General features: G+C 48.2%; 19 protein-coding genes. 3 read left to right on the top strand and 16 right to left on the bottom strand.

The annotated features are described in order from the left end of the window. Window positions 1-13 precede the first annotated feature (13 nt). Together NO352_RS15715 and NO352_RS15720 are read right to left on the bottom strand one after the other, a co-directional pair. Window positions 14-457 (bottom strand): Dps family protein, encoded by a 444-nt coding sequence (locus NO352_RS15715; RefSeq protein WP_005551270.1) that lies wholly within the window; start codon window positions 455-457, stop codon window positions 14-16. Between the two features lie 338 nt (window positions 458-795). Next, window positions 796-1,098 carry a YunC family protein gene (locus NO352_RS15720; protein ID WP_005551272.1) on the bottom strand — a complete coding sequence of 101 codons (303 nt, stop codon included), beginning with the start codon at window positions 1,096-1,098 and terminating at the stop codon, window positions 796-798. A gap of 178 nt (window positions 1,099-1,276) precedes the next feature. Here NO352_RS15720 and NO352_RS15725 point away from each other — a divergent pair, with 178 nt between their 5' ends. Then, window positions 1,277-1,894 (top strand): hypothetical protein, encoded by a 618-nt coding sequence (locus NO352_RS15725; RefSeq protein WP_289356085.1) that lies wholly within the window; start codon window positions 1,277-1,279, stop codon window positions 1,892-1,894. Window positions 1,895-1,980: 86 nt separating this feature from the next. Here the strand turns inward: NO352_RS15725 and NO352_RS15730 are convergent, their stop codons facing one another. From NO352_RS15730 to map, 6 genes are all read right to left on the bottom strand, one after another. After that, window positions 1,981-3,954, bottom strand: a complete 1,974-nt coding sequence (locus NO352_RS15730; RefSeq protein WP_262866877.1) for a putative bifunctional diguanylate cyclase/phosphodiesterase — start codon at window positions 3,952-3,954, stop codon at window positions 1,981-1,983. A 39-nt stretch (window positions 3,955-3,993) separates the two neighbouring features. After that, window positions 3,994-4,362 carry a DUF423 domain-containing protein gene (locus NO352_RS15735; RefSeq protein ID WP_040737014.1) on the bottom strand — a complete coding sequence of 123 codons (369 nt, stop codon included), beginning with the start codon at window positions 4,360-4,362 and terminating at the stop codon, window positions 3,994-3,996. 128 nt (window positions 4,363-4,490) lie between these two features. Continuing rightward, entirely contained in the window at window positions 4,491-4,937 is a 447-nt protein-coding gene (locus NO352_RS15740; RefSeq protein WP_326100960.1) for a nitrous oxide-stimulated promoter family protein, read from the bottom strand. A 386-nt stretch (window positions 4,938-5,323) separates the two neighbouring features. Further along, entirely contained in the window at window positions 5,324-5,737 is a 414-nt protein-coding gene (locus NO352_RS15745; protein WP_005551278.1) for an ArsR/SmtB family transcription factor, read from the bottom strand. Window position 5,738: 1 nt separating this feature from the next. After that, window positions 5,739-6,164 (bottom strand): SRPBCC family protein, encoded by a 426-nt coding sequence (locus tag NO352_RS15750; RefSeq protein ID WP_289356087.1) that lies wholly within the window; start codon window positions 6,162-6,164, stop codon window positions 5,739-5,741. A 261-nt stretch (window positions 6,165-6,425) separates the two neighbouring features. Then, on the bottom strand, window positions 6,426-7,169 hold the full coding sequence (gene map, locus NO352_RS15755) for a type I methionyl aminopeptidase (protein WP_005551280.1): 744 nt from the start codon (window positions 7,167-7,169) through the stop codon (window positions 6,426-6,428). Window positions 7,170-7,410: 241 nt separating this feature from the next. Between map and yhbH the strand changes: the two genes are divergently transcribed. Both yhbH and NO352_RS15765 read left to right on the top strand, forming a co-directional pair. Then, window positions 7,411-8,565, top strand: a complete 1,155-nt coding sequence (gene yhbH / locus NO352_RS15760) for a sporulation protein YhbH (RefSeq protein ID WP_005551281.1) — start codon at window positions 7,411-7,413, stop codon at window positions 8,563-8,565. Next, complete coding sequence (locus NO352_RS15765; RefSeq protein ID WP_289356089.1) at window positions 8,562-10,010, top strand: SpoVR family protein; 1,449 nt, start codon at window positions 8,562-8,564, stop codon at window positions 10,008-10,010. The genes yhbH and NO352_RS15765 overlap by 4 nt, the downstream gene beginning before the upstream one ends. 113 nt (window positions 10,011-10,123) lie before the next feature. Here NO352_RS15765 and NO352_RS15770 read toward each other — a convergent pair whose 3' ends face one another. The 8 genes from NO352_RS15770 to NO352_RS15805 form a co-directional block, all read right to left on the bottom strand. Then, the gene (locus NO352_RS15770) at window positions 10,124-10,876 is read right to left on the bottom strand and encodes a PIG-L deacetylase family protein (RefSeq protein ID WP_289356090.1); all 753 of its coding nucleotides are present in this window, start codon (window positions 10,874-10,876) and stop codon (window positions 10,124-10,126) included. Window positions 10,877-10,908: 32 nt separating this feature from the next. After that, window positions 10,909-11,901 carry an N-acetylglucosamine kinase gene (locus tag NO352_RS15775; RefSeq protein ID WP_289356181.1) on the bottom strand — a complete coding sequence of 331 codons (993 nt, stop codon included), beginning with the start codon at window positions 11,899-11,901 and terminating at the stop codon, window positions 10,909-10,911. Then, the gene (gene argH / locus NO352_RS15780) at window positions 11,901-13,409 is read right to left on the bottom strand and encodes an argininosuccinate lyase (RefSeq protein ID WP_289356091.1); all 1,509 of its coding nucleotides are present in this window, start codon (window positions 13,407-13,409) and stop codon (window positions 11,901-11,903) included. The genes NO352_RS15775 and argH overlap by 1 nt, the downstream gene beginning before the upstream one ends. Window positions 13,410-13,412: 3 nt before the next feature. Further along, window positions 13,413-13,760 carry a hypothetical protein gene (locus NO352_RS15785; RefSeq protein WP_289356092.1) on the bottom strand — a complete coding sequence of 116 codons (348 nt, stop codon included), beginning with the start codon at window positions 13,758-13,760 and terminating at the stop codon, window positions 13,413-13,415. A 290-nt stretch (window positions 13,761-14,050) separates the two neighbouring features. Beyond that, window positions 14,051-16,591 carry an NEW3 domain-containing protein gene (locus NO352_RS15790; RefSeq protein WP_289356093.1) on the bottom strand — a complete coding sequence of 847 codons (2,541 nt, stop codon included), beginning with the start codon at window positions 16,589-16,591 and terminating at the stop codon, window positions 14,051-14,053. A gap of 114 nt (window positions 16,592-16,705) precedes the next feature. Continuing rightward, complete coding sequence (locus NO352_RS15795; RefSeq protein ID WP_051135237.1) at window positions 16,706-18,451, bottom strand: ABC transporter permease; 1,746 nt, start codon at window positions 18,449-18,451, stop codon at window positions 16,706-16,708. Window positions 18,452-18,465: 14 nt separating this feature from the next. Continuing rightward, a complete protein-coding gene (locus tag NO352_RS15800; RefSeq protein WP_289356094.1) occupies window positions 18,466-19,545 on the bottom strand; it encodes an ABC transporter ATP-binding protein in 1,080 nt (359 codons plus the stop codon). Window positions 19,546-19,611: 66 nt separating this feature from the next. Further along, window positions 19,612-20,709, bottom strand: a complete 1,098-nt coding sequence (locus NO352_RS15805; RefSeq protein ID WP_005551430.1) for an extracellular solute-binding protein — start codon at window positions 20,707-20,709, stop codon at window positions 19,612-19,614. Window positions 20,710-20,880: the final 171 nt, after the last annotated feature.

A 20,880-nucleotide genomic window follows, 5' to 3' on the forward strand; every position in this document is an offset into this window, starting at 1 on the left:
TATGCAGCCTTGCTTACCCAAGAAGTGCATTCAACATCCATACATGCTTTTCAAGATCGGATTGAATGCCGATGAATAAATCATTTGTAGGCTCGTCCCCAGCAGCTTGCGCCGCTTCTTGAGCTACGCCGCATTCTGCAATCAATTGATTGAAGTCTTTAATAAGCTGCTTTACCATTTCTTCTCCTGTTTCATTGCCTGTCGCTTCTTGCAGTGTTGTATGCTCCAAATATTGCTTCACTGTTGCGTATGGTCTGCCTCCAATTGTAAGCAAGCGCTCAGCTACATCATCCATCTTCGCTGTAATTTCATTATAGAATTCTTCGAATTTCTCATGCAGGGTGAAGAACAATGGACCTTTTACATACCAGTGGTAGTTATGAAGCTTCACATACAATACATTCAAGTTTGCCACTTGTTGATTCAACAGAGATTGAAGTTTTTCGTTATTTGCCATAATCGATACGCCTCCTAATTGATATCAATTTCTTATTGATAATAATTCTAAAGTAATATTAACTATTTTTCAAGCCTTTCTTACACAAACCTGTTTGGTAATATTTTCTGGTGAAACTTGTATCTTTTCCTTACCAACAGATACTGCTCGGCTACTATATATGTACCCGTGTCCACGTGAAATGAATCATCGCAACACGGCGTCCCATAAGGACTTGAGGCCATTAGTGTAACGCAAGCTCTTCCAATCAGCTATGACACTTCATACACGCAAAATTGAAAATTCTCCAATATTATGTGTCCCTAGCGCATAGATCATACCCTTGTTTTAGATGTAGATTAGAACATCAGTTGCAGCGCATCGCGGCCTTTCATGCCTACAAATATGCCCAAATTTCCCGCTTCATGGGTAATGGATTCAAGCGGAGCTTCGAGCAGTTGCTCTAGTGTTCGCACACCAACGGCGCGCCCTGCAATAATCCCTCGATCTTGCAGCTTCGTATTCAACAACTCTACATCAAGCGCCCCGCACATGATGTACCCCTTATCTGTAGAGATAGACAATAGTGTCGTTTTGGGCAACAATACTTCTACGCCCAACACGGTTTGTTCGCCAATATGCATGGGTATTAACCGTATCACTCCAAATGCCTCCTTATTGTCATAACAGGATGGTATCATCTTATGCATTTACCGTATTTTTGGAACGATTGAGTCGAGAATCAATATTTAGTACTAATGAACTATATTTGTCGGAATTTCTCCCGTATTATAATGTAATCATCTAGGCAAAATGTCCAGGTTGGAGGAATTACAGATCATGCTTTATCCTACTTCATCTCAACGATCCGTCTTCAAGTTCAATGTAGACATCCTTGTACAAGGCGAATCCAACGTGGCTGCGCTAGAAGCTTTGCTGCAACTGCTGCAGCAGCACCCTGACATTCTGGATGCTCGTGTCCAATCTGGGAGTGAGCTCGGTTCTTTGTTGGAGCTTGCCGAAGCTATGCAGCAGCATAATATGAAGCAATCACCGTTTGACAAACTGACTCAGACGCATGCAGCTCAGGCCAGTTCCACGACTGTTGATACTCGGATGGACAGCCCCGCAGCTCGGACTCATAGCAAGAAAAATGCAACAGGCTCCGGGTCCACAGCGGACAAAGCATTACAAAACGCAGCCAATGAACCTAATCAGACTAACAAGCAACAAGCCGATGATGCCCGCCTGCAGGATGTTGAAAAGCAGCTTCGGAACTACATCGATCAGAATTGCTTACTGCGCTTGCGCATTAACAAAGGAAAAGGCATAACGATGAGTCTCCCCTGCCGAATCCTCAATTATGACGCCTCGAATCAGCTGCTGAACGTATACCATGTCGATGAAAAGCAGGTATACGCTTTTAATCTGAATGAAATAGAAGACATGCAGCCCTAATTCTATAGCTCATGAATGCACAACAGCCGCAATGAAGTCAGATCAGTCGACTCCCATTGCGGCTGTTGCATTTCTCGTTGATTCACTTATGTATTCAGCATTGTACTGTTCCCAGCATGCTGCGAATGTTTGCGGAATAGCGATTCAAAGCTACTTCGCGGCAATGGAGGACTGAAATAATAGCCCTGTATATTGTCGCAGTTGTTATTTTGTAAAAATACCAGCTGTTCCTTCGTCTCTACTCCCTCAGCAATCACTTGCATGTTCATATTGTGCCCTAAGGCAATAATTGCGGATACAATTGCAGCGTCATTCGGATCCTGCTGCAAATCACGGACGAAGGATCGATCAATTTTCAAACGATGAATCGGGAAATTTTTCAAATAGTGAAGAGAACTATAACCCGTCCCGAAATCATCAATACTGATTGCCACACCCATATCCTTCAATTTACGCAATGTTTGAGATGCACGAGACACTTCCATTGTCATGCTTTCTGTAATTTCCAAATCTAAATATTGCGGCTCCAAACCGGTGCGCCGCAGTACATCCTGAACCGTCTCCGTTAAGTTGTTCATTTCAAATTGTCTAACCGACAGATTGACGGATACTGGAATACGTTCAAGCCCTTTGTCCTGCCACTTCTTATTTTGTCTGCAGGCTTCTTCCATGATCCAAGTTCCTAGTGATACGATGAAGCCGTTCTCCTCGGCCAAGGGAATAAATTCCCCCGGAGGAATAAGCCCACGCTCAGGATGGTTCCAGCGTACAAGAGCTTCCATCCCTACAATGCGGCAAGTAGACATATCTACCTGCGGCTGGTAATAGAGCTCGAATTCGCCTCTTGTGAGTGCCTTGCGCATGTCATGCTCTAATGTAATGCGCTCAAGCGGACGATCGTTCATGCCTGGAACGAAAAAAAGGTATCCGTTCTTCCCCAGTTCCTTTACCCGGGACAAGGCATAATCCGCCTGCTGAACGGCAAGACCTGCATCATGAATGCGCATATCTTCATGGATAAGCTTCACGCCAATGCTCATCGTAACGTGAACGGGGATATCGTTCAATTCGAACGGCTCCTCCAACACCGATAATAGTAGACGAATACGTTCAGTTACTTCGTCCTCAGAGCCTGCATTCGTCATGAAGCAGATGAATTCATCGCCCTCCATCCGGGCAATGACATCGTTTTCTGTCATCGACCTGAGCAATCTATCCGCAATTTGCATAAGAAGCATATCGCCGAAGTCCGTGCCAAAAGTATCGTTAATGCGCTTAAACCTATCAAGATCCATGTATAGCACTGCAACGGAAAATGAGGCATAAGCGGCCATTTCAAGTGCTTCCTCCAACCGCTGCATGAACATGCGCCGATTCGGTAAACCTGTCATATCATCATAATAAGCCATGTAACGAATGCGTTCTTCCATATATCGATTCGGACTTGGATCTCGAAGGCTTACTGAAAAGATCACATCCTGCTCGGAGTAATGTGACAATAAAGGCAGCTGAGCCATTTGAATGACCCAGTCCTGAGGAAATCCATCCTTAGAACAACTAACAACTTCCAGTTCCACTTCTTGCCCGCTCATCGCCTGAGGCATTGCCCGAAGGAGCTTCGTACAATCCCGTTCCTCCATCCATTGACTAATCGAGCGGGGTGGCACATCAAATCCAGTCACCTCTTGAAAGGAAGGGTTCATCCCCTCAACCTCTCCATTTTGGCGAACAAATAGCATCGGAACAGGCAGATGATCGTAATAAGACTTCCAAGTTGGCTGCTCGGAGGAATCCGGCGCAATCTTTGCATCTGAAGGATGATGTGCCTGTTTGAGCCCCTGGTCGTAAGAAGATTTAAGCTTCGCAGCTGCAGCATATCCAAGCATCGCTGTTAATAGCACAAGCATCCACAATCGCGCCGTTCCTTCCAGCTGAAGCAAAGCCAACCCTGTACATACGATTGCCGTAATTAAAGAGACAGCCATTACAATTAAAGCACATCGAATTGAGCGATCCCGCTTCTGCAATTGCCGTTCATTCTGTACCTTACGGTCACTCACTAAGTATCTTCCTTCCAGCGTTGAAGTCAATACGAACGATCATCGACGTGCAGCAAGAGCAAGCATCAACCAACCAGCGATGAATGCAACTCCTCCAATCGGTGTAATCGCTCCTAGCACTTTGATCCCCGTAAAGCAAAGCAGATACAAGCTGCCAGAGAACACAATGATACCGATAAATATCAGCCTTGCTGACCATGCAGCCTTTTTCTGATCAGCCAGTTTATCTGCCAATATTGCAATAAAAAGCAATCCAAGCGCGTGCGCCATATGGTATTGAACAGCTGTCTCGAAAGTCGCCATCCGCTCCGGCGTCAGCAGCCCCTTCATGACATGCGCCCCAAATGCCCCAAGAGCGACAGATAAAAGCATATTTATACTTCCTATAATTGTATAGCGTCGCAACATGATGTTCGCCCCTTCATGCCACATTTCGGCAATTTTTAACTATATTAGATACGTTACTATATTATCTGAATTACTGTGGTTTTTCCACTAACAATTCAAGTAGGACAAGGCGTTCTCAGCCTGTGGTTTTATTTTCCTCTTTTAGATGGGCGGAAATGATCCCATGCATGCCGGAGAGCAACAATCGGATGTTTATACAGCATTTTGGGTCCTACTTCACGCATGACACGCTGAATGGCGTCACGCTTATCTGGCTTGTAGCAATGCACGGTACAACGCTCACAAGTCGTCTTGCTCTCACCGAATCGGCAATGAGTAAGTCGCTTCCATGCATAGGCGAGCAATTCATTGCAGTTGGGGCATAAACTGCAATGCCCATGATCTCCATTTTCATAATGAGACATTTCTGATAAATGATGATTACGACAATATATGCGAATCATCAATAGAACAGTCCGCTTTTCTCTCCGTATTCTCGGCCCTTCGGTGCTATCGTGCGCTGTATGCGGCACTGGAGGCAGGGGCATGCTTTCCTGTGGTTGGTGATGTTTTGTCATTTTGATCGACCTCAACATTTCGCTTCATTATATATATGAGGTAATCATATCGATTTGGAGGAACACATCATATGACATTGATAACATAGGTATGGACAAGGGTTGTCCATACGGCAATTCCTCGATCCATCGTGATCTACAGATGCGCTGTCGGCACAATTCACATGTACGTCCTCTTCAGAACTATTTACTTATTTATCGGTTGTTTTTCAAATTTTTGTTAGATCATTTTAGTCTGTTTGGCAAGGTGAGAAAGAAGGTGGACATCATATAGACATTCCCGTTCAATATAAAAAAATCCGCAACGCCCTGCTTATAGCAGATTGCTGCGGATTGGCGGATTGCGAAGTTGTACTTACTTGTACTGACTGGTCGAAACTTTTAGTAAACAGCTACATCACGGTTTATTTCTCGCTGTCACTGCGATTGTTACTGTTACTATTGCTGTTATTAATCAGTTCCTGCAAGCCGGCACTCTCCTCAGTCCGTTCCGAATTCCCTATACTCTCTACATAATGCTGAAGCATGGACAGCTTATTATCCCAATAACGGTCATAATAGGCCAGCCATCGCTTCAATTCCAACAGCGGATCCGGATCGAGCCGGTATCTGACCTCTCTGCCGATCTTTCGATCCTTCACAAGTCCCGCTTCTGCAAGAATTCGCAAGTGCTTGGACACTGCAGTTCGAGTCATGGGGAAATGCCCGCTTATGACTGTAACTGGAAGCTCGTTATCTGCGAGCAGTTCCAGCAGCTTGCGCCTTGTAGGGTCTGCTATCGCCTGAAAGACATCATGCTTCGGTGCAGATGCTCCCATGTTACGCCTCAATGTAGGACCGCAGCTTCTGAACCAGACCGTCCCATCCATTGTTCATGCGCTCGCGTACGATCGCATGCGATTCGCCAAACTCTGTAACTCCCTCTGGACTCCACCCAGAGTGAATTAAGGTAAATTCCGTTACCCCGTTCATTTCGGCCAAGGTAAACGTCAGCGTCCAGTCTTTGCCCCAACGGAATGACAAACGATTTGGCGGGTCTAGCTCTGTCACCTTGCATGGTGAATTCCCGAACGGCCCTGCATTCAAATGAAATTCATAACCTAGCTCAGGCCGAAAATCATTTGGCATAAACCAGGCAGCTATTCCTTCCGATGTGGCAACTGCGTCCCACACCTTCTGGATCGGTGCGTTCAATGTAATCGTTTTGCGGATATCTTGTGGAGATTGAGATGCTTGATTTGTCATGGATGTCAGTCCTCCAGTTCATCATTGTATTGTCAGCATGTACCAACGATAAGTACATTATTACGGAACCAAATGGTTTCGTATTGGTGTTATGATTATAGGATACCAAATGGTTTCATGTCAAACCTAGCATTCTCTCCCACTTTTATAAATGTAGATTTTTCGTTACTCTGCAAGCTTTAAGGAAGCTAAGCTGAATCGACCCAGAGCTGCTTCTATACATGAAGCAAGTCTGGATCGTTCGAAGTCTCGTGCGAAGCGCTATGCAACCGTGACAATAATAGGCTTTTGCTTCGTAATAATAATCGTATGCTCGAATTGTGCGGCAATACTTCCATCCGGTGTGCATAATGTCCAGCCGTCAGCCTGCTGTACTGCATAATCCGCACCTGTTGATAAAAATGGCTCAATCGTAATGACCATGCCTTCCTTCAAGATCCTCGTATCAAGTCGATTATAGATCGGAAGAATGCTTGGCTCTTCATGCACCGCTCTGCCTACGCCATGGCTGCACAAATTTTGAATGACCGTATATCCTCCTTGTTCAGCAGCCTTCTCAAACATTTTCCCAATTGTGTTTATTTTCACCCCGTGTTTCAATGAAGAAATGACCTTCATCATCGTTTCTTGCGTATATCGGCACAGTGCAGTAATTTTCGTATCTAGAGGCGCAAGTTGAAACGATTGTCCCGAATCGGCCACAAATCCATTCTTCTTCGCGCATACATCCACGTTCACTAAATCCCCAGGTTTTAGAACCCGCTTGCCAGGTATTCCATGCGCAACTTCTGTATTTACACTGATGCACGAATGTCCGGGAAAGTTATAATCTTTCATTGGTGCAGACACTGCCCCATGGCGGGCCAGAATTTCACCGCCGATTTCATCCAACTCCTTGGTCGTCATCCCTGGTCTTGCACTTTTCTTCATTTCTTGTATAGTCAACGCTACAATTTTGCCGATTTCCTTCAATCCTTGTACTTCTTCTTCTGAACCAACAGTCATCCTATGTCCCTCCTTTTCTTCATTTACATCTTACTCTGAAATAGGTTGTCAAGTACCTTGTATTGTATCACAACCTGTTCGTCTACCTCATTTGTAAATATCGTACGCATACGACACTCTGCATGCTGAGATCGCGCTGCTGGCACAGCACTCGTTTCATTATCCCGGCAACCCGTGAATATATTGATCATAACTAGCAGCACAGGCATTAGTTAATACGTCCAACAGGAGGTGTCAGCCATTGAATGAACGGACGTTCATTGTGTCCCGCGAGGACTGGTCGCTCCATCGCAAAGGCTATCAAGATCAAGCGCGCCATCAACAGAGGGTGCGTGAAGCGATAAAGCAAAACCTGCCCGATCTTGTTACCGAAGAGAACATTATCATGTCCGATGGCAAGCAAATCATTAAAGTTCCTATTCGCAGTCTGGACGAATTCCGATTCGTCTATAACTTCAACAAGAAGAAGCATGTCGGTCAGGGAGACGGTGACAGTGAGGTTGGAGATGTGCTCGGCACGGACAGTTCATCTCAAGGGCAAGGAAAGGGAAAGCAGGCTGGCGATCAGGCCGGTGCGGATGTTATTGAGGCTGAGATCAGTATCGAAGACTTGGAAACCATGCTGTTCGACGAATTGGAGCTGCCTAATCTTCAGCAGAAAGACAAAGAACAGGTCGAGGTTACCGATATTCGATTCAATGACATCCGTAAGAAGGGCATTATGTCCAACATAGACAAGAAGCGTACGATTTTAGAAAATTTGCGGCGCAATGCCCTAACCGGCAAGCCTGGCATTCACCACATCAGCCCTGACGACCTGCGCTACAAGACGTGGGAGGAAATCATTAAGCCGCAATCGAGTGCCGTCATTATTGCGATGATGGACACCTCTGGTTCCATGGGCAGCTTCGAAAAGTATTGTGCGCGCAGCTTCTTCTTCTGGATGACGCGCTTCTTGCGCAAGCAGTATGAGAAGGTCGAATTGGTATTCATTGCCCACCATACCGAAGCCAAGGAAGTAACCGAAGAGGAGTTCTTCACACGTGGCGAGAGCGGCGGCACGATCTGCTCATCCGCTTATGTGAAGGCGCTGGAGATCATCGATTCACGTTTTCCGCCTGCCAGCTACAATATTTATCCATTCCATTTCTCTGACGGTGACAACCTAACGAGCGATAACGAGCGCTGTGTGAAGCTGATCGGCCAAATCCTAAAGAGAGCCAACATGTTCGGCTACGGCGAAGTAAATCAATACAACCGCAGCAGCACCCTCATGTCTGCCTACCGCAATATTCAACTGCCCCATTTTATGCACTATGTCATTAAGGAAAAGGGAGAGGTGTACCGGGCGCTGAAGCACTTTTTTAAAAAACAGCCGGGAGGGAGCCGTACATGAGTGCAAATAACATGCAGGAATTAGAGTATGCCATCGACGAAATTACCGAAATCGCCGAGGGCTTCGGACTCGATTTCTATCCGATGCGCTATGAAATTTGCCCGGCCGAAATCGTTTATACATTTGGGGCTTACGGCATGCCTACCCGGTTTAGTCACTGGAGTTTCGGTAAATCCTTCCATAAAATGAAGATGCAATATGACTTCGGGCTAAGCAAAATCTACGAGCTCGTCATTAATTCTAATCCGTGTTACGCCTTCCTGCTAGAAGGCAATTCACTCATCCAAAACAAGTTGATTGTGGCGCATGTGCTCGCTCACTGCGATTTTTTCAAAAATAACGCCCGCTTCTCGAATACAAACCGTAATATGGTAGAGAGTATGTCCGTTACGGCTGAACGTATCAATCAATATGAGATGGAGTATGGCACGCAAGCGGTGGAAAGCTTCATCGACGCAGTGCTCGGCATACAGGAGCATATCGATCCGAATGTCGTCAAGCCGCGCAATCTCGATAAGGAGCGTTATATGGAGCTGAAGCAGCGCGAGCTGCGAGAAGCACAGCCAAGCAAGCCTGGCCGATACGATGACTTGTGGGAGCTGGACAATGGAGGCTCTGCTGCTAAATCATCCAAGTCAAATCTCCATGAGTTTGCGAACCGCCCTTTCCCTCCAGAGCCGGAGAAGGACATCATCTGGTTCATCCAGCAGTTCTCGCCCGTTCTGGAGGATTGGCAGCGCGATATGATGTCCATGCTGCGCGATGAAATGCTCTACTTCTGGCCGCAAATCGAGACAAAGATCATGAACGAAGGCTGGGCTTCGTATTGGCATCAGCGTATTATCCGCGAACTTGATTTAAGCAGCGAAGAAACGATTGAGTATGCAAAGCTGAACAGCTCCGTCGTACAGCCGTCGCGCCATAGCCTGAACCCTTATTATTTAGGAATCAAGCTGTTCGAGGATATAGAGAAGCGATGGGATAATCCTACCAAGGAAGAACGGGAACGGTATGGCCGTCAGCCCGGCCAAGGCCGCGCCAAAATCTTCGAGGTGCGTGAACTCGAATCCGATCAATCGTTCCTTCGCAATTATTTGACGAAGAAGCTGACCGAGGAACTGGATCTGTACATCTTTGAGAAAAAGGGGCCAGAGTGGAAAATAACCGATAAGTCCTGGGAAAATATTCGTGATCAGCTCGTCTATTCACGCGTCAACGGGGGATTCCCCTACATTACAGTTGAGGATGGAGACTACCAGCGTTCCGGCGAGCTGTATCTCATGCATCAATATGAAGGCGTTGAGCTGGATTTAAAATACGTAGAGCGGACGCTGCCTTATGTGTTTACCCTGTGGGGCAAGCCAGTACACGTAGAAACGACCGTCGATGACAAGCATGTTGTATTCACCTACGATGGCAAGAAGGTGTCACGGAAGTTTATTTAGCCCAGTAAAAAAGCTGGCTTTCCCTACCTCAAGGGCGCCAGCTTCTTTCATTTTGTAATCTATTGCGGAACGGTAATGTAACGGGATATCAAATTCTTCGCGTATTTCTAGTTTTAGTCCATCAAATCCAGCATCGGCAGCTCATCCAGCGGAAGTGCTGTCTTTTCCTGTCTAGGCTGACCGTTCGCACGGACTAACGTATAAAATTCATAATTGCAAATGACGGAATAATCGTTCTCCATGACGCCTGGGTAGGCGCGATTCACGGAGTAAATCTGGCTTCGATATGCTTGAAGCGCCTTACCCTTATGCTCGCGATAATCGCTAATATCGATTCTGGCCGTGATTGGACACTTATCCTTCGGGCCCGATTCTTTGCAGTAATCATAATAATGCGGGATTGACGTGTAATATAGCGACGGCTGCTTATTTTGCTGAAAATGGGCCTCCGCCAACTGTGTTGCCATCACCGTTGCTTTGGAAATTGCTATATGATCGAGATGTCCGGTCACTCCATCTGGCGGGAAGGTCACAATCGCATCCGGCTGCAGCTCGATAATCGTCGATGTAATGCGCTGCGCCAATTCATTTATATCGAGAGACTGTAATCCGCCGTCAGGATAACGATACAGTGCAATATCGGCCACGCCTAAAATCGAGCAGGCACTGCGCATCTCTTGTTCTCGAAATCGGGCGAGCTCTTCACGGGAAGAAAAATGGAATTCGCCTGATTTCCCCTTACATCCCGATGTGGCACATGCCAAATATACTTCATGCCCTGTACTGCTAAGCTTGGCAATCGTCCCACCCGCTGCGAAGGTCTCATCGTCGGGATGGGCGAAAACGAATAGCCATCTTTTCTTCATGTTCCTTCAGCCCCTTGCTGTTCTTATCTTCCTTATGACCGAGCAGGCATCTTCTTCTGCAAATAGGAAATTCCCATGGCTGTTACGCCATCAATGGGCTCCCTGCTTGCTTCGTGAAAGGATACCTTCGGCGCATATGCTTCTATCTTATGCATGAGTCGATTGCGAACGTGTCCTTCATGTCGAAGGACGCCGCCCTGTAAAACCATTGTAAACCGAGTATTCAACAAGGACAAGTGGTTTATTACCGCTGCTGCACCTTGAAATAGCTCATCTGCTGCCGCTACAAGGATTTGTGATGCCTCCCGATTGCCTGCAACCGCAGCTCGGTTCACAATTTCCGCTAGTTCACTTACCTTGTCAATGGAATATTCCTTGCTGTACGTCCAATTAAACAGCTCCTCCTCGTTGTTCACCCCCAAATGCAAAAGAATCCATTCTCCGAGCCCTGTGCTTGTTTCTCTACCGTCATACGATTTCAAAATGGTTCGTATCGCTTCCTTGCCGATCCAATATCCGCTTCCCTCGTCTCCGACGCGATGACCCCAGCCGCCTGCCCTAGCGGTCTGCCCATCGTCATTGACGCCAAAAATAATCGAGCCTGTCCCGGCAATGACCAATACACCGGGCTCACCGCCTGTCGCGCCAAGAAGAGCTGCATAGCCGTCATTCTCCACAATAACGTGATCCGCTTCAAGGGACAGCTTATTCAATACGCTCTGCACAAGGCCTGTTATGATTTGGCGATCATGCTCAGTGTCCAGACCAGCTAGGGCGAATACGGCACAATCGATCGCAACAGCCTCGTACGACATTCTGTATTCATGCCTGCGGCAGTAATCATGCAGTGCTGCTTCAATACCATGAGACAACGCGCGAATGACTTCGTCCCCGCCAACTCCCTGATAGTTCGAGGATCCTCCCTTGCCCTGTCCAAGAACAGTCCCTTCTCGATCCAGCAGCCTCACCAGACATTTCGTTCCTCCGCCATCTACCGCCAGCAGAGGAATGCGGTATGTCTCCATCAAGAACCACTCCACTCCATGATGACTTGATCCAGATGGATCATTGCTGCTTGTATGCTTCCTTCCGCTTGACCGAGCCAATTCGCATAACCGCTATGATCCTTCCATCGAAGCTCGATCATACGGCTGATCTCTTTCGGACTCGGCCCGCCTGGCAAGGAGCGTATATTTACAAAATGATCTGGATCGAGTGCTTCGCGCAGTGTCTCATCCGTTAGTGCAGTATCCCGTCCGATATGATGACGAGCACTTTCATTGACCATCGACAATGTAATTTCATTGGCTGCCAAGCCCTGCGCCACGGAATGCTGAACGACATCACTCACGATATGATGAGCCTTGCGGAAGGACAATCCATCAGTCCGAACTAGCGTATCCGCCAGCTCTGTTACCGTTGCGAAGCTGCCCCGTGTCCGTTCGCGCAGCACCTCTTTATTCACATCCATCGTGCCGATAACAGCAGCGAATAGCCGGTACATTTTATCCATAATCGCCAGGCTTCTCCACACATAAGGCTGCATATCGTCTTCCGTATCGACGATGTCTCCGAACGGGGTATTGTGAATCATCGTCAGCACCGTATTCGCATTCCCTACGCAGCTTGACAGCAATGCGCGCATATGCTCGAACGACACCGGGTTGCGCTTCTGCGGCATAATGGAGCTGATCTGTACGTAAGGGGCAGCCACCTTCAGCGTACTGAACTCCTGCGTACACCACAGCAGCATATCTTGAACGACACGGCCTAAATTAATCGCTGCCAGTTGAACACTAGTCGCTACTTCACCCAAATAGTCGGCGCCTCCGATCGCATCGTATGAATTATCGATGAGCTCATCGAAGGCGAGCAACTCCATCATCTGCTCTCTGCTGATCGCAAAGCCTGATGTCGTAAGCGCCGCCGCTCCCATACTGCTTCGGTTGCAATTCTTGTATGCCGCAATCATTCGTCGAATGTCGCGATTGAGCGAATCGACAACAGCCATGAAATAGTGAGCAAGCGTCGTTGGCTGCGCCTGCTGTGTATGCGTATAGCCGATCATGAGCGTATCCTGATGCTCCTTAGCAAACAAAAGAAGCTGTTCATTAAGCTGCAGCGCGGAAGATAATGTGACGATCAGCTTCTCGCGCAACACCATTCGATAAATTGCAATTCCCATATCATTGCGGCTGCGAGCCAAATGCAGGTTGCCCGCGATATCGCCTGCATGTTCAAGCAATTGATGCTCTACCTGAAAAAATAAATCCTCGAATTGTCCCGTATAGCTGGTCTGCTGGAGCGCCTTGAGGTCAATCGACTGAATGGCCCGAGCAATGGCTTCCGCTTCCTCATGCGTAATAAGCTGCTGCTTCTCCAGCATGATCAGATGCGCCTTATTGATCGCCATCATGGGATCAAGCAGGTGAGCTTTCGCTTCATTAAAAGCTGGTTCAAGCACAACCTCGGTATATGTTTTCCCCGGGAAAGCAGTCCCTTCTGTTTCCATCCATGTCTCACGGTATCCCATCGCTTAATAAGCCTCCTTGTTCATCTGTAACATAGTTCTCCTATCGAGCCACTCTCGTATGAGCAGGTTCATATTTCGGTTAGCCTCTTCTGCAATAAGCTGGCCTGACTCTAAAGAGCATTGATGTATATTTCTGGTATATCCATCCCAGCCTTGAGGGGTTCCTTTTACCAATACATAAGGCAGTGAAGATAAAGGAGGACATGAATCTAATTCCAAGTCCGACTCCTTCACGGTTACCATCTCCGGATGCAGCGCCTTCACGGCAGACATTTCATACGGCCCGCCATGTCCTCTTCCTGCCTGGCCTTTGAACAGTCCGCATCGCTGCGTATATTCGACAATTTCCATCTGCTACTAGTTGATCAGAAGGAAGCTGGCATCGGGATAGGCTCCAGTTGCTGATTCTGCAACCGTTCGTGATGGGCCCATGAACTCCGATATTACATCCATATGCTCCTTCCCCCTCTGCGTCTGCATCGTGCAGGGAGAACCCCTGCCTCGGCTTCGCTTCCCGTTGTACCAGCCATTGTAGTACGTGTGTAGCCCCGGCCCATGGGATCTCCCTGCCGATATCCTGATGGATAAAGCTCAATGAGACAATTTACTATCCGATTCCAGTGATCCGTGAAGAACCACGATTACTGGTGCTGACTAATCATGTTCACAAACATGCGAATAGAGCCCGGAACCAGTGCCGGAATCTCGCGATACCACACGAGTGAACTGTACGTATATACACCTTTGCCATAGTTCGCGGTCAGAAATGTACCTGTAAATTCCTTCTCGCCCGGATCGCCATTGGATATAAGCTCCGTGTATTCCTTGCCCCACTCCGACGGATTATAGGCCGAACGATCTTGAATCCAGTTGTTCCAATCCTGATCTGAGATTTTGTTCGGAGCGCTGAACATTGGATGTTCCGAAGCAAGCGTTGTAACCTTGGAATTCTCGTCCGTCACCCGCCATTGAATGAGCGGCGAGCCGATCTTGATTGGGTACGGTGCAAGATCCGGCGACCACTTATCCTCCGGCTTATGATATTGCACGACCAGATTTCCGCCATTTTTCACATAATTCAATAAGCGCTGGTTGCTCGGGATCAGCTCTGGACGGAAGGCATAGGCGCGAATGCCAAGCACAATCGCATTGTATGGAGAGAGATCGCCCGACTCAATATCCTTCGCATCCAAATTGACCACATTGACGCCTACTTGACGCAAATATTGATCAATATTATCAAAGCCGCTGGATACATAGCCTACCTTCCACTTCTCCGGTGTTTTCAAATCGAAGGCTTGAATTTGGAGCTCTGCGGGCTGCACGAGATAGGTCTTGCCGATATGCGGATATTGAATGACCTGCGTGCCTTGCATGCTCTGCACATTGCCGTTCTTTGCAGTTGCTGTAACCGTGAACTTGCCTGGTCTTACATTCGACGCTGCCTTAACAGAGAAAGCAACAGACTTCGTCTCTCCCTTCGCTGCAAAGCTTAGCTCCTCAGCGGCAGGCTCGGATGTCCAGCCTGCTGGAACATTTAGAGAGACAGTCGCCTTAGATGCACCCGGCGTATAATTGCGTACCGTAACTTTCACAGGAATCGGCTCTCCCGGCTTCAGCGTATTCAGAATCGTAGCACTTGGGCTGAGTGTCATTGAGTATGGAGGCAGCACCGCAACTGCATTTTGCGGTGTTGCCTCCAAGGTTGTTGCCGTCTTATACGCTTCATAATCAACCTTCCCTTGGAACACTGAAGCCTCGTATGGTTTGAATAATGGAGCATCTGCCGGAACCTTGACCTCGAATACAGCTGAAGCTGTCTCATTATAGCCAAGCTTCCCTACGCTGGTCGTTCCGACTGGCGTTGCTGTCCAGCCTGCGGGCACGTTCAAACTGAGCTTTAAGCTGTTCAACTGGGTAGAACCGCCATTAAATGCTGTGACGACGACCTTCGTCGTCTGGCCAGCTACAAGTTCGTTGGCATCTGGCTTAACCTTCACCACAACAGATGCCGCTTCCATACTCGCCTTGTTCAACTGCTCTTCCTTCACATGAAGGCGGTGGAGCAAATCCTCCTTCGTCACTGCATCCAAGCTTGATTTCTTGACATCAGCAAGCGCAGTCTGCACGTCTGCCTTCATGCCGTGGACTTCCTTCAAGACGTTGGCGAAGCTTGGGTAAGCCGCCACAATCCTGTCTGCATCCTGCTGTAGAGCTTGCAAATCCTTCGCAATTTGATTGTCCTTGCTCTTCAAGCTAATTTCCTTCGCCAAATCTGCAAAGGTAAATGCGATGCCGTCGAAGAAATCTTGCTCCTTTTCCTTCGTCTTCACCGTGCTCAAATCGAGCTTATAGTAGCTATCCCCTTGAGAGGCCCCCTCGTCATACACCCTTCCCATTCCTTGGCTCTTGTGCATGAAGCGCGACTCTTCCCCGAGCTGCAGGTAAGAGGCCCCATAGATGTTGTTGTACTCCCCAATTGGGGCTCTTACGGTATAATCCTTGTCGTTAGCAGGCAAATACAGCTTCTTGATCTGCCACGGCTGAAGCCCCTGCTTCAGATGCTCAGGATATACGTCAGGATTTGCTGCATCCTTGAACGCACGCACCGTAAGCACGTTAATCGTCCGATGATGACCATGTGTAGAGTTTTCATTCAAGAATGCAGGAATGATGACATCTGGGCGAAGCTCGCGTATTTTGCGAATTAAGCGCTCGTACGCAACTGATTCCCCCCATTTCTCCAGCGTTTCCTCTACACTCTTCGAGAACCCGAAGTCGAAGATTGGATCATTCAGTTGCTCGCCGAGCATTCCCAATGTCACATTCGTGATCTTGGATGCCTCCTGCAGTTCCCGAGTTCGTATAACCCCAAGACCCTGTTCAAGCTCACTTCCAATCTCGTTCTGTCCCCCTTCCCCTCTGACAGCGATCACACTTGACGTATTGATTCCTCTTCCCAGGGAAAGGTACGCCAAGGTCGCGCTGTGCTCATCATCAGGGTGAGCTCCCGTGTTCATCGCACTTGCGATCGTCGTCAGCGGCTTGATCGACTTCCATAAATCAACAATCCCCCGATCCGCTGATACGGTCTCGGCTTGCGTGGACAGCAGCACACTGCTTCCCAATACAACGCTTAATACGATGGAACAGAACGTTGAGGCCGACTTACCTTTGATCATCAAATCCCTCCTCGAATGGTGGAATAGTTATTCTGCTGGAAATGGCCATTTCCCAGCTGTATATCATAACGTGGAAAGTGAACCCCTAGGCGGTTCCCACGCAATGACCATCGATTATATAGCCGTGTTGTCGCCCGTTATTTTGCGGGATACGAACAGCACAATGATGATCAATGTAATTTGCAGAACACCATAGGCACAAGCCGTGCCGAATTCGAATGAATACATCCGTTGGAAAATTTCGACCGAAAGCGGCGTGCTCTTGGCAGTAAAGAGCAAGATGGAAGAAACGAATTCCCCAATCCCCTGAACGAAAGCGAGCAGCGTTCCCGCCAAGATGCCGCTTAATGCCATTGGGAACACGACTCTCCGGAAGCTGTACCACCACGATGCGCCCAAGTTGCGCGCCGCTTCCTCGACAGATGCATCCATTTGCACCAAGATTGCCGAAGTCGAACGGAACACAAGCGGCAAGTGACGCACGAAATACGCCAGCGGCAAAATCCAGAAGCTTCCGATCAGGACTTGATTAAAGCTGAATACAGTAGGCTCGCTAAAGGCCGCAATCAGGTTGACCGCGACGACGGTACCCGGTAGTGCCCATGGCAGCATAATCAAGACATCCAGCAGCGTCTTTCCTTTAAACCTTAAGCGAACCATCGCATATGCAGCCGCGACGCCAAAAATGACGTTTCCAATCGTCGCCACGAAGCTCATCTGGAAGCTGTTCGCTATTGGTCTCCATGTTTTACTGTCCGTGAACAGCTTCATATAATGCTCAAATGTGTATTCTGGCGGTAATATTTGCGTCGTCCATGTGCCATTCGTTGATAAAGAGATCAGCACCAGCACAAAGATCGGAAGCAGCAAAATGATGACACCAATAATCGATAAAATCATCGCCATGTACTTGCCGAATGCACTCTTCACCTCAGTACGGTGAACACTGATGCCCTTGCTCATGTTCTGGTAGTTGCGCAATCCTTGATACCAACGCATGACAAGCAGAAATACGATGGAAACAACGGAAAGAATCGTCGACTGCGCAGCAGCCATATCCAAATTGCCGTTCGTTCGGGACAAATAAATCTGCATCGTCATCGTTCGTTCAATGCCGAAAATGAGCGGCGCTGTATATGATGCCATAGCGATCATGAACACAAGGAGCGATGACGCAACGAGTGCCGGCGTGAGCATCGGCAGGATTACTCGCCGCCAAATATACAATCTCCCAGCGCCAAGACTTGCTGCCGCTTCTTCGAGCGAAGGATCGAGCCCTCGAATTGCAGATGAAGCCGTCATGTAAAAATAGGTGTACATTGTAAACGTATGTACCACCAGCACGCCCCAAATCCCTTTCAAATAGAAAGGAACTTGGTCGAGATGCAGCAGTTCCTTAAGTGCGCGCGGAATGATCCCGCTCTCCCCATATAAGAACGTAAATGACAATACGCCGACAAGCGGCGGCAGCGCCATCGGAACGAGCACAAGCACAGCCAGCACCTTCCTGCCGGGAAACTCATACCGCTCCAGCAAAAATGCCATCGATACACCCACAATCGCGCACGTAATCACACTTAACACCGAAATATAAATGCTGGTCCACAATGCTTCCAAATTAGACGTATGCTCCAGACTGAAAAATCTCGTGTAGTTCGCCAGCGAAAATGCGTCCTCGACTTGAATACTTTGTACAAATGTTTGAAATAGCGGATAGACGACATATGCCAAGAGAACAAGAAAGAGCGGCGCTACGAGTACATATACAAAATACGGCGATTGCGTAATCGGGCCCGATCGGCGGAGTACGCCCACTCTTGGCTTGGATGGACGAGGCGCGTTAGGTGTGTTCGTTATCATCATTCATCCCCTCTCTATCCTAAGAAGTAAATGCTTTCTTTCGGAATGAGCAGGGAGATGGCTTCGCCACGCCCGCGAACCCGATGCCCTTGATTGACGAACATCGCCTTCAGCTGCTGATCCGCCACCTGCGATACATAGTTCACGCTAACACCAGTGAATTCAGATATAACCACATTGCCCGTTACGATGTTGTCGCCGATGTCATCTTGCCGCGCCTCGCGGATCGATTCTGGGCGAATCGACAATGTCACCTGCCTGCCTGCTTCCAACGTGCAGTCTGGAGATACATTCGCTGCGAGCCCTCTCAAGCTCAGCCCGGGTGCTACGCGAACGACCGCCTCATCATTTTCAATCTGCTCTACCGTACCTTCCCACAGATTGGACTCCCCAATAAAGGAGGCAACGAATCGGTTAACCGGCCGATTATATATTTCTTCAGGACTGCCTATCTGCTGCACAACCCCGCCCTGCATCACCATAATGCGATCAGACATTGCCATTGCCTCGGCCTGATCATGAGTGACGTAGATAGTCGTGATCCCCAATTCTAATTGCAGTCTCTTAATTTCGATTCTCGTTTCTTCACGGAGCTTCGCATCCAGATTGGACAGCGGCTCATCAAGAAGCAAAATTTGCGGTTCTATGACCAGCGCTCGCGCCAAGGCAACACGCTGCTGCTGTCCACCGGACAATTGGTCGCTGCGGCGATTGCCGTAGCCCTCCAAATGAACCTGCCGCTGCGCGCGTTCCACGCGCTCCACGACTTCTGATTTTGGAACCTTTCGCACCTGAAGGCCAAATGCGATATTTTCAAACACAGTCATGTGCGGAAATAAAGCGTAATTTTGAAATACCATTCCTGTATTGCGCTTATTCGGCGGAACCGTTGTCACATCCTGATTGCCAAATGCGATTCGCCCCTCGCTCGGAAAATAAAATCCTGCAATCATGCGCAGTGTTGTCGTTTTGCCACAGCCGCTCGGTCCGAGGAAAGTAAAAAATTCCCCCGGCTGAATTCGGATATTCACGTCCGTAACTCCCTTAACGTTCCCGAATTGCTTACTTACATGCTCTAGTGCAACCTCTATCAAGCTGGCTCCCTCCTGTCGGTAAACTGATCAAGGTCAGGCGAAGGGCCCATCCTCCGCCTGAACACTTTATTTTGAACCTTTGCCCTTGATGTTCTCGTCCCAATGCTGCATCCATTCTTTTTCCTTCTGCGCCATTACCGCCCAATCCATGTCAAGCGGCTTCAATTCCAAGCCCTTCAGCCAAGCAGGAAGCGTATCCTTGCTGATATCTGTACGCGTTGGAATCTGGAACAACTTCTCAGCCAGCTCTACCCGCAATTTAGAGTCAAAAAGGAATTCATAGAACTTCATAGCTGCCTCTTTATTCTTGGCCCCCTTCACCACACCGACGCCGTCAACCAAAATTGGCGCTCCGCTAGCCGGATAAATAAAATCAAACGGCTGATTCTGCAATTCCTTCTGAATCATAATGTCCTGCAGGTTCCACAGTGACAGGGTGCCTTCCTCGCGAGCCAACTTCAAATACAGATTAGTCGGATCTTGAGCGTACTCCTTCGTATTGGCATCCAGCTTCTTCAGCCAGTCAAAGCCTTTCGCCGGGTCATTGGCATCCTGCTTATAAATCATCGACGAATAAATCGTTCTCATCGTGCCGGAGGCAAGCACCCCGCGAATGATGATTTTGTCCTTGTATTTTGGATCGAGCAAATCGTCCCAGTCTTTTGGGGCGTCTTCTTTTTTCAAGGCATGGGAATTGTACATAATGACCTCAGGCAGCAGCATCTCTCCATACCAGCGATCCTGGCTGTCCTTGTACAAAGCAGGAATGCTGTCAGCGAAGCTTGGCTTCACGCTTTCCAGCAGGTCTTCACCTGCTGCGGTCATCAGCGCCGATTGCGTACCGCCCCACCAGAAATCCGCCTGCGGGTTCGCCTTTTCCCCACGTACGCGCTCCAAGATTTGCTGCGCACCCATCGTGAGCACTTCTACTTCCATATCCGGGTATTTCGCTTCGAACTTCGGGATAATTTCATCAACGACGTTTTTGTCTCTCGCTGTGTAGATAACCAGCTTTTCTTTGCCTGATGATGCTTTTTCCCCCGCTTGTTGTCCGCCTTCAGATGCAGTCCCGGAACCGCCGCCGCAAGCCGTAAGTGCCAGCATTGCAAGGACAAGCACAGAGCTCATCAACCAAGTTTTTGCGTTCCCCTTCGAATGTTTCATGACGTTCCCCCTACCATTCATTTTTTTGATTCTGGTTTCGCACTGTATCGAATGAATTCATCTTCAATGGACGAAATGAATCTAAGCAATATGGATAAAAGCTATGCGAATGCACAATACAATAGCCTGAATTCATCCAACTAAACAGCCATGTGTGCTTGTTATTCGTCT

This window comes from Paenibacillus sp. S-12 (genome assembly GCF_030363895.1).
GTDB lineage: Bacteria > Bacillota > Bacilli > Paenibacillales > Paenibacillaceae > Paenibacillus_B > Paenibacillus_B alvei.